The organism is Marinomonas transparens (assembly GCF_016463975.1).
GTDB lineage: Bacteria > Pseudomonadota > Gammaproteobacteria > Pseudomonadales > Marinomonadaceae > Marinomonas > Marinomonas transparens.
Genome location: NZ_JAEMNX010000032.1, coordinates 1 through 11,978 on the forward strand (window position 1 = coordinate 1; position 11,978 = coordinate 11,978).

Genomic DNA, 11,978 nt, shown 5'->3' on the forward strand with positions numbered 1-11,978 from the left:
TTAATGCTTTTGATGATCGATAATTATGATTCTTTCACTTACAACCTTGTTCAATACTTTCGAGAACTTGGTGTTGATGTGCGAGTTTATCGAAACGATGAGATATCTATTGAAGAGGTTCGCAGTCTTGCGCCATCCCATTTAGTTATTTCTCCCGGTCCTTGTACGCCGAATGAAGCTGGAGTATCGATGGCGGCAATTAAGGCTTTTGCGGGAGAAATTCCTATCTTGGGTATTTGCTTAGGCCATCAAAGTATTGCCCAAGTCTTTGGTGGGGAGGTAATTCATGCTAAAAATGTCATGCATGGTAAGACCTCTTTAATTTATCACCAAGATACTTCTGTATTTTCAGGCTTAGTGAGCCCTTACTTCGCGACTCGTTATCATTCGTTAGTGGTATCATCTGCCTCCTTGCCGGATTGCTTTGAGGTTACGGCTTGGACACAAGATGAGGCGGGAGAGCGAGATGAAATAATGGGGATTCGGCATAAAACCCATGCTATAGAAGGGGTGCAATTTCACCCTGAATCCATTCTGACAGAGGCAGGTCATGCCCTGTTAGCTAATTTTTTGACACGATAGGGGATGCGAGTGGATATCCAACAAGCAATTGCTGCCGTAGTAGAACATCAAGATTTAACCAGTGATGAAATGCGCATTGTGATGCATGACATCATGACAGGAAAAACAACGCCGGCGCAGATTGGTGGTTTTCTAATTGGGCTAAGAATGAAAGGTGAAACCGTTGATGAATTAATTGCAGCGGCGCAAGTGATGCGAGAGCTATCGAGTAAAGTGGCGTTGAATCTCGATCAGGTTGTGGATACCTGTGGCACTGGCGGTGATGGTGGCAACCTATTTAATGTCTCGACGGCTTCGGCATTTGTTGTCGCTTCAGCGGGCGCTAAAGTGGCAAAACATGGTGGTCGTTCTGTGTCATCCAAATCAGGCAGTGCGGATGTATTAGAGCAAGCCGGAATTTATCTTGGTCTAGATGCTGAGCAAGTATGCCGTTGCGTGGAAGAGATTGGTTTGGGTTTTATGTTTGCTCCCAATCACCATGCAGCGATGAAACATGCAGTTGGTCCTCGTAAAGAAATGGCAGCACGTACTATTTTTAATCTGCTTGGACCATTGACGAACCCTGCAAATGCTAAGCGGCAAGTAATGGGGGTCTTTCATCAGAAATGGGTACGACCGATTGCGGAAGTGCTAAAAGCTTTGGGTAGCGAGCATGTGATGGTGGTGCATTCGGAAGATGGTTTGGATGAAATTAGCATTGCGGCACCGACTTATGTTGCTGAATTAAAAGCTGGCAGTATTTCTGAATACCGTATTTCGCCTGAGGATTTTGGTATTCCTCTGCAATCTGTAGATGCTCTTCAGGCGAATGATGCCAGTGAGAGTTTAGCCTTAATCAAAACAGCTCTGGAAGGCAAGGGTAAGGTAAACCCTGCTCGCGATATTGTTGCGTTGAATGCAGGAGCCGCTATTTATGTTTCTGGTGTTGCAAGCACTTTAGCGGAAGGTATTAATATTGCCGAGGACGTCATTGGTGGCGGTACAGCGAAAGTTAAAATGTCTGAGTTAGCGAGCTTTACTCGTTGCTTTATGAATAATGACTCATTGTAATAGATAGGAGCAATGACGTAATGCAGGTAGAAACACCGACGATTTTAAAGAAAATTGTTGCTCGTAAGCATGAAGAAATTACTGAGCGAAAGGCTCGTACCTCTTATAGCAATTTAGAAGTCGCTGCAGCGGTTGCGAATGCGCATAATGCCCCTCGAGGCTTTGCTCAGGCATTAAAAAATAAAATAGCCGCAGGCAATGCGGCAGTGATTGCCGAAATCAAGCAGGCTTCGCCGAGCAAGGGTATTTTGCGTGATCCGTTTGTTCCTGCTGATATTGCTAAGTCATATGCAAAGGCTGGAGCGGCTTGCTTGTCTGTATTGACGGATAGTGACTTTTTCAAAGGTCATGAGGATTTCTTGGTTGAGGCTCGTGACGCTTGTGAGTTACCCGTGATCCGCAAAGATTTTATGGTTGATGAGTATCAGGTGCTGGAAGCAAGGGCCATTGGTGCTGATTGTATCTTATTGATTGCTGCTTGTTTGAGTGGTGAAAAGCTACAAACACTGGATGAAATGGCGCGTGACCTTGGTATGGATGTGCTGGTGGAAGTGCATAACCGAGCTGAAATGGAGTTGGCGCTTCAATATACGCAAACTGAGCTATTGGGGATTAATAATCGAGATTTGCACACTTTTGAGTTGAGCTTAGATCATACCTTTGAGCTTATGGGAATGGTGCCTGAAGAGCGTTTGATTGTTACCGAGAGCGGAATACATACCCGTGAAGATGTGGCTTTGATGCGCCATAAAAATATACATGCATTTTTGGTTGGCGAAGCCTTTATGCGTGCCGCGGATCCCGGTGCAAAGTTGGCTGAAATATTTTAATAGAAGAATTTAAAGGTTGAGAAGATGAAAGCGAATGTAAGCTGGCAGGAAGACGTTCATTTTACGGCAGAAACGGGCTCTGGTTTTAAAGTAGAGATAGACGGCAATCAGGCGGCAGGACCTCGCCCCATGGAGCTTATTCTGGCTGGTTTGGGGGGGTGTACTTCTTATGATGTGGTTGGTATTTTAAAAAAATCCCGTCAGGATGTGGTGTCGTGTGTGGCTCAAATTGAAGCTGACCGTGCTGATGGCGTGCCTTCTGTATTTACGGAAATTCGAGTTCATTTTGTAGTGACTGGTCGTTCCCTGAAAGAAAAAGTAGTGGCGCGTGCCGTGAAATTATCAGCTGAAGAGTATTGTTCTGCCTCCTTAATGCTAGAGCGAGGCGGTGTTAAAATTGTGCATAGCTTTGAGGTAATTGAAGCCGAGTAAGTCGTTTACAAAGTTATCATTGCTTGAAATAAAAAAAGAGCCGTTGGCTCTTTTTTTATGATTCTGATGGTGTCCCCACCAGGACTCGAACCTGGAATAGCTGCTTAGGAGGCGGCCGGTATATCCTGTTTACCTATGGAGACGCACGGTGTGCATTTTATACATTAATAACCGAGGAATTACAAATATAAGTAAGCATGGTATTGATTCTTATGATGTTTTTAAGCTCTGCCTAAAGTGTGTTTACTGCTTATTGGTTTGGTTGAGCCTCTAGAAGTGTAGACTTTATTCTTACTGCTATGACCTTGTAGTAGTTCGAAAAGGTGTTTGTTACGCTTTTGTAGGGTGTTTAAGATGCGCGCATTGGTATGGTTTTTGGTTTTACATTCTCGTAACAGAAGGTCGCATTCCTGCATTAGAAGCCGAATATGGTCCATAGAGCTGTCTTGTTGATCCAGCCAAACCTTAAATTCCTCTTCTGTTGGATTGTCTCTGTCTACAACATCAAACTTAATAAGAATGTTAATTCTTTTATTATTAAGTTGATTCATTTCATCGAGAAGGGATTTTTTTTGTTCGGAAAGGCTAACTATAGTGTCGCTGCTTAGTTCACCAAAAGCGACGCGCTCCTCATCAAGAAGCAAAGAGAGTTGCTTTAGTATCTCTTTGCTTCTAACAAAAATAGGTGTGATGGGGAGCATAAGGCGAACCGATTAAAGACAGTTGTGAAAACAAGAGTCTAGAATAATGAGTCCATAGACGCCATGTTATTCGCTAATTTTTGCGTGTCTATTTTGTATTCGCCTGCTGCAATGGAGCGTTTTATCTGATCAACTTTGTCCTGGTCAATGTCAGGAAGTTTGTTGATTTTTGACTGTTGACTCTGCAGTGTCTGCGCCGTACCGCTAAGTTTTACGGTATCCTTAGCCATGGTTCCGCCGTTTTGAACAGCTGGATTATCTTTCGAATTTCCTGCAACACCATCTTTTTGTGATCTCTCACTTTTAGCGATGTTGCCCTGATTTGATAACCCTGTAACGTTTATTGCCATTGGGTTTTCCGCCTTAAATTATTCACCTGTTCTTTTTATCGACCAAGTCTGCGAAAACTTTAATAGAAAGTTTCGTCGATGGCTTTCTATATAAAGTAGCATAGGATTCGTCGCTAATCATCTACTCAATAGTTTACAAGAACCTCACTGTCAGTTACAACTTTGGCGTATATAATTCGTTGCGAGCTAGTATTTTGAACGCGGATTTGTTGGTCTTTTGTTCCATTCTCTAGGGCAATACCGTTCATCTTTACTATAATATTTCCACTTCTTGCCGTTATAAGAACTTGGTTGCCCTTTTTTATTAGGGTTGGCTGGTTGGTGAGAGCATCTGTAATGAAAGTGTTTATGCGCAAGTTGCGTGAAGCAATAAGGCCGTAAGGTGGTTCTTTTAGAGTAAAAACCTGACCGCGTAAACTGGTCAAGTCGACCTCACCAATATTGGTGTTGTTTTTGTTAATGACTTGCCCTCGGCTGATTTGGGTGGTGGTTTTTATTGCTTGAATCATGATGGATTGAGTAACAGGGGCAAAAGATTTCCAACTAGGAGTGTTGCATGCAATCACGTAGTTTGTTCGTTTGGTTGCCTCTGGTCTTTGGTTTTTGATTTGCAGGGTATTGTCCTGACACTTAGGTAAGTAACTGAGAGCGGCCTGATTATTTAATGTAATATTGATGTTGGCGTCAGGGTACAGCTTTTCAAGACGGGGAATCTCTACTTTATTTATATAGAGATTTATTTGCTCTTCAACAGAAGCGGCGAATGTAAAGCTGGCTTGGAAAAAAGCGAAGGCTATAATTAGCCCCATAATTCGCATGATTGACTCTCTTTGTTTATGATTAATCTTTAAATAAGATATTAGTAAAGTAACGGAAATCACTTTATCATTGGATGATGTATTTTAACAATTATTGGGCTATATCCCATTTGACGTTTACACAGTAGGAGGCATTTATGGCCGGAGTTCTCGATAGCGTTAATCAACGAACACAACTTGTTGGTGAGAACCGCCTAGAACTGTTGCTCTTTCGCTTGAATGGCAAGCAGATATATGGAATCAACGTTTTTAAGGTAAAAGAAGTTCTTCAGTGTCCTAAGCTGACGACTATGCCTCACAGTAGCCCTGTTGTTAGAGGGGTTGCGCATATTCGTGGTGGAACTATTCCTATTTTAGATTTAGGTTTAGCGACTGGTGCAAGCCCAATTGAAAATATTGACCTCTGTTTTGTGATTATTACTGAATACAATCGACGGATTCAGGGTTTTTTGGTTCGCGGTGTAGAACGTATTGTTAATATGAATTGGAGTGATATCCAGCCACCTCCAAAAGGGTTGTCGAACGATAACTATCTAACTGCGGTTTGTCAGGTCGATAAAGAAATGGTTGAAATTATTGACGTTGAGCAAATCCTTTCTGAAGTGGCACCTACTCGTCAAGATATTTCTGAAGGTATTGTTGATGAAGGCGTTCAAGAGAATGCTAAGAAACATCATATTTTGATTGTTGACGATTCATCAGTTGCTCGTAAGCAGATTAAGCGTTGTATGGAACAGGTTGGTTTTGCAACGACGGTATTGTGTGATGGTCGTGAAGCACTGGAATACTTACAGGGCATGGTTGCTGACGGACTGGATGTGACAAATGAATTTTCCATGGTTATTTCCGATATAGAAATGCCAGAAATGGATGGCTATACATTGACGACAGCGATTCGAAATGATAGCCGTTTACAGGATTTGTTTATTTTATTGCATACTTCTTTGAGTGGTGTATTCAACGAGGCTATGGTGAAAAAAGTGGGCGCTGATGGTTTCTTAGCGAAATTTCAGCCAGATGAATTGGCAAGGTTGGCGATTGAAACAGTACAAGTGCAGTCTGATTAATGTCTAGTATTGTGAATGCTTTTTTTCTTGAAATATTGATCCTGCCATTTTGGAGTTCTAATGCTCAGTAGCACAAATGCAATTACGCCGAATGGTTACATAAGGTTTAGAGATTACCTACAGAAAGTATGTGGTATCTCGTTGAGTGATAATAAACAGTACCTTGTTGCAAGTCGTTTGGGGAAAACCTTAGAAAGAGAAGGTTTTTCAAAGATAGAGCAATTAGTAGATGCTCTAGAAAAGCATAGTAACAGTAAGCTTAAAGAAGAAGTCATTAATGCAATGACGACGAATGAAACGCTTTGGTTTAGGGATACGCATCCATTTGTCATCTTAAAAGAAAAAGTGTTACCAGAAATGACCAAGTCTGCGTTGAAAATCTGGTCCGCGGCTTCTTCTACAGGTCAAGAACCTTATTCAATTAGTATGGTCATTGAGGAGTTTAAAGCTGCTCGCCCCGGCGCATTGAAGATGGGAGAGAAAATAATAGCGACGGATATTTGTACAAATATTCTACAGCATGCTAAGCAAGGAGAATACGATAGCTTGGCTATTGCTCGTGGTCTTGGTGCAGATCTACAGCGTCGTTATTTTGATAAAATCAATGATTCTTCATGGAAAATCAAGCCTCAGTTGAGTTCTCGAGTAGACTTCAGGCATTTGAATCTGATTGATTCATTTTCTGCTCTTGGTAAGTTCGATGTGATTTTTTGCCGAAATGTACTGATTTATTTTACTGCAGAACTAAAGCTAGATATTTTGAAGAGGATGCATGCTTCTCTTAACCCAGGCGGCTATTTATTTTTGGGAGGATCTGAGGCATTAAGCGGTTTGTCATCTCATTTTGAAATAGTGCAATGCCATCCAGGGATCGTCTATAGAGCAAAAACCTTGTAAGGCTCCAAACGAGACGAGTAAAAACAACTAAAATTCAAGACCCACCTATAATTTAATTTGTAGGTGGGTTTTTTTATGGGCTGCCTAATAGCTTCTTTATTGGGTTGAGTTCTCCGTGTTTTTGCTTGCCGCTTTTTGCCGTTTATAAGACCGATGATGATTAGGTTGTTGTTTTATATGGGTTTTATTTTTTGGCATTATAATTGCTATATTAGCTTTATATTAATTGTTTATTTGGTTTTGAGGGTGAGATGGCAATTTCGTTTGAAAGTGCATTTGCAGGACATGATAAATCGTTAGAGTTTAGAAGTGCTCGGGCGGCAGTGCTTGCAAATAATATTGCGAATGCCGATACCCCAAATTATAAGGCCAGAGATATTGCTTTTGACTCTATGTTTGATACAGAGCGAAGTAAATTAGCACTTGCTGGTACCAACTCCAAGCATATCTCAGGTTTTTCAGGAGGCGAAGCGGATGATCTATTTTATCGAAATCCAAATCAGCCTTCGTTGGATGGGAATACTGTTGATATGCAGCGTGAGCAGGCTGAATTTGCACAGAACTCATTGCAATTCGATTCCAGTTTTATGTTTTTAGATAGAAAAATCAGCGGTATGAAGAAAGCGCTGACAGGGAATTAATGACTATGTCTTTAAGTAATATTTTCACCATCTCTGGCTCAGCAATGAGCGCGCAAACGGTACGTTTGAATACGGTTGCAAGTAATATGGCAAACGTAGACAGCGTGGCGAGTTCTGCTGATCGGACTTATCGTGCTCGTAAGCCTGTTTTTTCTCAGATGATGAATGACAATATGCGAGAGTATGGTTGGGGGAATGCCTCTATGGATAACAGTGGCGCGGGAGTTGGTGTAAAAGTAGATGGTATTGTGGAATCTTCGGCACCACTTCAGCCAAGGTATGAACCAGATCATCCCATGGCAAATGAAGAAGGCTATGTCTTTTACCCAAATGTTAATCCAATAGAAGAAATGGCGGATATGATGTCGGCATCTCGGTCTTTCCAAACGAATGTGGAAATAATGAATTCAGCAAAAAGCATGATGCAGAAAATGCTCACGCTTGGGCAGGCATAGGAGCTAAGACATGGCAAATATATCTGACAATAACGGGCTAAAAAACCTTATTTCTCAATACGGCACAGAGGGCGCTAAATCCAAGGCTGGCATTGAAAAACCTGAGGTTGCAGTAGAGGAAGGTGCGCTAGCTGATCAAAACGTTTTTTTGAAGTTGTATATTGAGCAGCTTAAGGGACAGGATCCAACAGCGCCCCAAGACACCAATGACATGGTGGCGCAAATGTCGCAGTTTAGTTCTTTGGAAAAATTAACCAGCATTTCTGATCAATTAGAAAACATGGCAACGGCGATGACTTCTAATCAGGCATTAAGTGCCTCAACGCTGGTTGGTAAAACGGTATTGATGGATGGTAACAAGTCGACTGTTTCAGATGCGCAGGACAATGTTCGAATTAAAACGGTGATTCCAGAGGGGTCAACATCGGCTACGGTGAAGATTTTTGATGCGAATAATCTTTTAGTAAGAACTGCTGTGATTAGTTCAGGCGATTATAGCTGGGATAAATTAGACGATGAGGGTAATCCTTTGCCGTCCGGCGAATATCGATTTGCCGCTTCATCTGTTAATGAAAAAGGTGAAGTATCTGCCTTGAATACTAAGCTTCCTATGCGTATTCAAGGGGTCACCATAAATGGTGAAAATGGTACGGTTTTAAACGTGGAAAATCACGGAAAAATCGGTCTTACAAATGAATTAGAAATATTAGGGTGATTGGAGAGCATTATGGGATTCAATACAGCATTATCAGGCATTAAGGCCTCAGCAGATTATTTAAGTGTCACAGGTAATAACATTGCCAATGCCGATACGACGGGGTTTAAGAAGTCTCGCATTGAATTTGATGATCTCTACAACACCAGTGTATTAGGTGCCGGTAGTAGTAATAGCATTGGTTCTGGTGTCAGTGTGAGTAACGTTGCACAAGAGTTTTCTTCTGGTAACTTGTCTTATACGGACAATAACCTTGACCTAGCGGTTGACGGTACGGGCTTTTTTGTTTTGGATGGCGGTGCGGCTCAAACCTATTCTCGAGCGGGTGATTTTAAATTGGACGCTGAGGGTTTCTTGGTGACCAATACTGGCGGTAATGTTCAAGGCTACAACGCCGTGGATGGAATTGTGGGTGGTAATTTAGAAAATCTGGTGGTCCCAACGGATCGTATTGCGCCTCAGCCTACGACATCGATGGAACTGAAGGTAAATTTGGACTCTGAAGGGGAAGATGTTCCTCCTTATATTCGTGCCGATTTTAATCCAACAGACCCTGATACTTATAACTATACGCAGACGCAAACCATTACGGATGCAAATGGCAATAACCATATTATTAGTTATTATTTTGCTAAAAGTGAATTGCCTAATACTTACCAAGTGCATGCGACAGTTGATGGCAACCTAATGGATGATACAGGATCTCCTATTCTGCCTGATACTTATGCTACCTTTAACTCCGCAGAAGGGGGCAAAGACTATAACCTTGATGGTATTGTTGAAGCGCCTTATGAAATACTTTATGTGGGGTCTGGTGAGCCCGGTGTATTGGATATTGCTGCTTTGTCTAGGACACCGGTTGCTATTAATGCAACGATTAACGGTATTGCTATTGCCGACTCACTTGATCCGGCGATGATGCGAGAGCCGATTAATATCGCTCGTAAAGCCTTTGATCCCTTAGAGCCAGCTAGCTATAGCTATGGTAATACTAAAAATGTCTATGACTCTTTAGGTGAGGTTCATACTTTAGGTTATTACTTTATCCAGCAGGGTGAAAATAATACTTATGAGCTGAGAGCAACGCTTGATGGTAAAGAAGCTTATACAGATCCTTCAACCGGGGAAGAAAAGAATTTTTTAGAAGCTGGGACCATTGTGACGTTCGACCAAGCGGGTAATATGTCGGGTACTTATCGTGGCTTGCCTCCCTATGAAATTTCTCAGCCTGTGTCGCTGGAGTTATCTGGTGTTGATCCAACCAATCGCAGCATTATTATGCCAATTGAGTTGAATGGCTCGACTCAATATGCTTTAGATAATACCGACACTTTTGTTCAAAATGGTTTCTCTGCGGGTGAGTTGCAAGGGGTGTCGTTTGATGAAGATGGCTTCTTGATTGCTACCTATACTAACCAGCAATCGGCAACACTTGGCCAATTGGCTCTGGCTACCTTTGATAATACTGACGGTTTGACGCCAGCTGGTGATACTGGTTGGGTAGCGAGTAAAGAGTCAGGTCCTGCCAACATAGGCCGCCCTAATAGCGGTACCTTAGGTAAGGTGCAAGGGGGGGCGTTGGAGGAATCTAATGTGGATTTGACAGCAGAATTGGTTGGCTTGATTGAAGCGCAACGAAATTATCAGGCCAATAGTAAAACGTTAGAGACTGAGAATGCGGTAACACAGACGATTATCAATCTCAGATAGAATTAGGAGAGAGTAAGACCTCATGCCGAAACAGTTTTGCTGTTTCGGCTTTTTTTTTGCTTTTTTCTGTTGTTTTCTAAAAAGTTTTTAGTTGGTACGGTTTTTGATAGTACCTCTTTTAGTTCGTTAAACTTATTAGGAGTATTGCAGTGGATAAGGCCTTATATCTAGCTATGAGTGGCGGTGTGCAGACAATGGGTGCGCAGACTATTCATGCGAACAACTTAGCCAATGTTAGCACGACTGGTTTTCGGGCTGATTTTGAGCAGGCCCGCTCTATGCAAGTGTATGGGGATCATTACCCTAGCCGAGTGTATGCCATGACAGAGAATCCAGCTACGCGCTATTCCGAAGGTGACATGATACAGACAGGGCGTAATTTAGATGTGGCGGTGTCTGGTGAAGGCTTTATCGCTGTCTATGATGATAAAGGTCAAGAAGCTTATACCCGTGCTGGTGACTTGCAAATTAATGCCGCAGGGCAATTGGTAACAGGCCGAGGTTTGCCTATTGCCGGTGTGGATGGGCCTATTTTTTTACCGCCAGTCGATAAGATAAATATTACATCGGATGGTTCTATTTCCGTTGTTCCACAAGGTGGGGCCGCGAATGAAATTGCGGTTATTAACCAAATCAAATTAGTCATGCCTGATAGTCAAGCGTTGCGTAAAGAGGAAGACGGCTTAATTCATGCTAAAGATGGACAGGCATTTGAGCTGGATCCCAATGTGCAGCTAGTGTCTGGATTTATTGAGGGTAGTAATGTTAATGCAGTCGAAGAAATGACGCACATTATGGATCTCTCTCGACGTTTTGAAATGAATATAAAAATGATGGATTCCATTAAACAAAATGGTGATTCTTCAGCGCGTATTTTACAGCGATCAGCGTAGCTTTGATTGATAAATTTTAAAGAATAATAGAATGGAAAAGAGGCTTATATGAATTCAGCATTATGGGTAAGTAAGACTGGTTTAAGTGCGATGGATAAGCAGCTCAATGTGGTGGCCAATAACTTGGCTAATGTATCAACCACTGCGTTTAAAAAAGACCGTGCTGTGTTCGAAGACCTCATGTATAAAACAGTTCGTGCACCTGGTGGTTTGAGTGCACAAAATGCAGAACTTCCATCTGGTTTGCAACTAGGTACTGGTGTCAAAGTGGGGGCGACGCAAAAAGATTTTTCCGATGGTGATTATAATGTGACGGATCGTCAGTTAGATGTTGCCATTCAAGGTAAAGGTTTTTTACAGGTGCAGCAGCCGGACGGGACGATTGCTTATACTCGTAATGGTAGCCTTCAGCTGAACAGTGAGGGGCAATTGGTAACAGCAAGTGGCTTATTGGTTCAGCCTGGTATCGACATTGATCAAGGAGCGATTGATATTATCATCTCCCAAGATGGCATTGTGTCGGTTAGAACACAAGGCGATGCGGATGCTCAGGAGGTTGGTACGATCAACTTAGCTGGATTCATTAATCCAACTGGACTGAGCTCTCTAGGGCAAAATGTATTCGCAGAAACCAATGCTAGTGGTCCTCCTATTGTTGGCGCTCCAGGTACTGATTCACTTGGGACGATTGCTCAGGGTATGTTGGAAGCATCTAACGTTAATTCGATTGAAGAATTGGTGAATATGATTACCACGCAGCGGGCCTATGAAATGAACTCTAAAGTCATTGCTTCTGCGGATGGCATGATGAGCTTTGCGATACAGCAGCTTTAATAA

General features: G+C 42.2%; 15 protein-coding genes and 1 tRNA gene. 12 read left to right on the top strand and 4 right to left on the bottom strand.

Going from position 1 to position 11,978, the window contains the following annotated elements:
- The first annotated feature begins 3 nt into the window (after positions 1-3).
- From I8J31_RS19090 to I8J31_RS19105, 4 genes are read left to right on the top strand one after another with little or no spacing between them, the layout of a single operon-like run.
- A complete protein-coding gene (locus I8J31_RS19090; RefSeq protein ID WP_199470215.1) occupies positions 4-582 on the top strand; it encodes an anthranilate synthase component II in 579 nt (192 codons plus the stop codon).
- 9 nt (positions 583-591) lie between these two features.
- Positions 592-1,632 carry an anthranilate phosphoribosyltransferase gene (gene trpD / locus I8J31_RS19095; RefSeq protein ID WP_199470180.1) on the top strand — a complete coding sequence of 347 codons (1,041 nt, stop codon included), beginning with the start codon at positions 592-594 and terminating at the stop codon, positions 1,630-1,632.
- Positions 1,633-1,652: 20 nt separating this feature from the next.
- Positions 1,653-2,462: an indole-3-glycerol phosphate synthase TrpC gene (gene trpC, locus I8J31_RS19100; RefSeq protein ID WP_199470181.1), complete on the top strand. Its 810-nt coding sequence runs from the start codon at positions 1,653-1,655 to the stop codon at positions 2,460-2,462.
- Between the two features lie 24 nt (positions 2,463-2,486).
- Positions 2,487-2,894: an OsmC family protein gene (locus I8J31_RS19105; protein WP_199470182.1), complete on the top strand. Its 408-nt coding sequence runs from the start codon at positions 2,487-2,489 to the stop codon at positions 2,892-2,894.
- A 67-nt stretch (positions 2,895-2,961) separates the two neighbouring features.
- On the opposite strand, the gene I8J31_RS19110 is transcribed toward I8J31_RS19105, so the two are convergent.
- From I8J31_RS19110 to flgA, 4 genes are all read right to left on the bottom strand, one after another.
- A tRNA-Arg gene (locus I8J31_RS19110) sits at positions 2,962-3,037 on the bottom strand.
- 78 nt (positions 3,038-3,115) lie between these two features.
- Positions 3,116-3,595, bottom strand: a complete 480-nt coding sequence (locus I8J31_RS19115) for a flagella synthesis protein FlgN (RefSeq protein WP_199470183.1) — start codon at positions 3,593-3,595, stop codon at positions 3,116-3,118.
- A gap of 38 nt (positions 3,596-3,633) precedes the next feature.
- The gene (gene flgM, locus I8J31_RS19120) at positions 3,634-3,945 is read right to left on the bottom strand and encodes a flagellar biosynthesis anti-sigma factor FlgM (protein ID WP_199470184.1); all 312 of its coding nucleotides are present in this window, start codon (positions 3,943-3,945) and stop codon (positions 3,634-3,636) included.
- 125 nt (positions 3,946-4,070) lie between these two features.
- A complete protein-coding gene (flgA, locus tag I8J31_RS19125) occupies positions 4,071-4,763 on the bottom strand; it encodes a flagellar basal body P-ring formation chaperone FlgA (RefSeq protein WP_199470185.1) in 693 nt (230 codons plus the stop codon).
- A gap of 137 nt (positions 4,764-4,900) precedes the next feature.
- Here flgA and I8J31_RS19130 point away from each other — a divergent pair, with 137 nt between their 5' ends.
- From I8J31_RS19130 to flgG, 8 genes are all read left to right on the top strand, one after another.
- Positions 4,901-5,830, top strand: coding sequence for a chemotaxis protein CheV (locus tag I8J31_RS19130; protein ID WP_199470186.1), 930 nt, complete (start codon positions 4,901-4,903; stop codon positions 5,828-5,830).
- A gap of 60 nt (positions 5,831-5,890) precedes the next feature.
- Entirely contained in the window at positions 5,891-6,727 is an 837-nt protein-coding gene (locus I8J31_RS19135) for a CheR family methyltransferase (protein ID WP_199470187.1), read from the top strand.
- Positions 6,728-6,978: 251 nt separating this feature from the next.
- Positions 6,979-7,368, top strand: coding sequence for a flagellar basal body rod protein FlgB (gene flgB, locus I8J31_RS19140; protein WP_199470188.1), 390 nt, complete (start codon positions 6,979-6,981; stop codon positions 7,366-7,368).
- A gap of 5 nt (positions 7,369-7,373) precedes the next feature.
- Complete coding sequence (gene flgC, locus I8J31_RS19145) at positions 7,374-7,823, top strand: flagellar basal body rod protein FlgC (protein ID WP_199470189.1); 450 nt, start codon at positions 7,374-7,376, stop codon at positions 7,821-7,823.
- Between the two features lie 10 nt (positions 7,824-7,833).
- Positions 7,834-8,538, top strand: coding sequence for a flagellar hook assembly protein FlgD (locus I8J31_RS19150; protein WP_199470190.1), 705 nt, complete (start codon positions 7,834-7,836; stop codon positions 8,536-8,538).
- A gap of 12 nt (positions 8,539-8,550) precedes the next feature.
- On the top strand, positions 8,551-10,248 hold the full coding sequence (locus I8J31_RS19155; RefSeq protein WP_199470191.1) for a flagellar hook protein FlgE: 1,698 nt from the start codon (positions 8,551-8,553) through the stop codon (positions 10,246-10,248).
- Positions 10,249-10,397: 149 nt separating this feature from the next.
- Positions 10,398-11,141: a flagellar basal-body rod protein FlgF gene (flgF, locus tag I8J31_RS19160; protein WP_199470192.1), complete on the top strand. Its 744-nt coding sequence runs from the start codon at positions 10,398-10,400 to the stop codon at positions 11,139-11,141.
- Between the two features lie 48 nt (positions 11,142-11,189).
- Positions 11,190-11,975: a flagellar basal-body rod protein FlgG gene (gene flgG / locus I8J31_RS19165; protein WP_199470193.1), complete on the top strand. Its 786-nt coding sequence runs from the start codon at positions 11,190-11,192 to the stop codon at positions 11,973-11,975.
- The last annotated feature ends 3 nt before the right edge of the window (positions 11,976-11,978 follow it).

Excerpts from the sequence above, each read along its gene's own strand:
- flgG (WP_199470193.1), top strand. The coding sequence starts at position 11,190 with ATGAATTCAGCATTATGGGTAAGTAAGACTGGTTTAAGTGCGATGGAT.
- I8J31_RS19150 (WP_199470190.1), top strand. The coding sequence starts at position 7,834 with ATGGCAAATATATCTGACAATAACGGGCTAAAAAACCTTATTTCTCAA.
- I8J31_RS19105 (WP_199470182.1), top strand. The coding sequence starts at position 2,487 with ATGAAAGCGAATGTAAGCTGGCAGGAAGACGTTCATTTTACGGCAGAA.
- I8J31_RS19090 (WP_199470215.1), top strand. The coding sequence starts at position 4 with ATGCTTTTGATGATCGATAATTATGATTCTTTCACTTACAACCTTGTT.
- flgM (WP_199470184.1), bottom strand. The coding sequence starts at position 3,945 with ATGGCAATAAACGTTACAGGGTTATCAAATCAGGGCAACATCGCTAAA.
- flgC (WP_199470189.1), top strand. The coding sequence starts at position 7,374 with ATGTCTTTAAGTAATATTTTCACCATCTCTGGCTCAGCAATGAGCGCG.
- flgA (WP_199470185.1), bottom strand. The coding sequence starts at position 4,763 with ATGCGAATTATGGGGCTAATTATAGCCTTCGCTTTTTTCCAAGCCAGC.
- I8J31_RS19155 (WP_199470191.1), top strand. The coding sequence starts at position 8,551 with ATGGGATTCAATACAGCATTATCAGGCATTAAGGCCTCAGCAGATTAT.
- I8J31_RS19130 (WP_199470186.1), top strand. The coding sequence starts at position 4,901 with ATGGCCGGAGTTCTCGATAGCGTTAATCAACGAACACAACTTGTTGGT.
- I8J31_RS19135 (WP_199470187.1), top strand. The coding sequence starts at position 5,891 with ATGCTCAGTAGCACAAATGCAATTACGCCGAATGGTTACATAAGGTTT.
- I8J31_RS19115 (WP_199470183.1), bottom strand. The coding sequence starts at position 3,595 with ATGCTCCCCATCACACCTATTTTTGTTAGAAGCAAAGAGATACTAAAG.
- flgB (WP_199470188.1), top strand. The coding sequence starts at position 6,979 with ATGGCAATTTCGTTTGAAAGTGCATTTGCAGGACATGATAAATCGTTA.
- trpC (WP_199470181.1), top strand. The coding sequence starts at position 1,653 with ATGCAGGTAGAAACACCGACGATTTTAAAGAAAATTGTTGCTCGTAAG.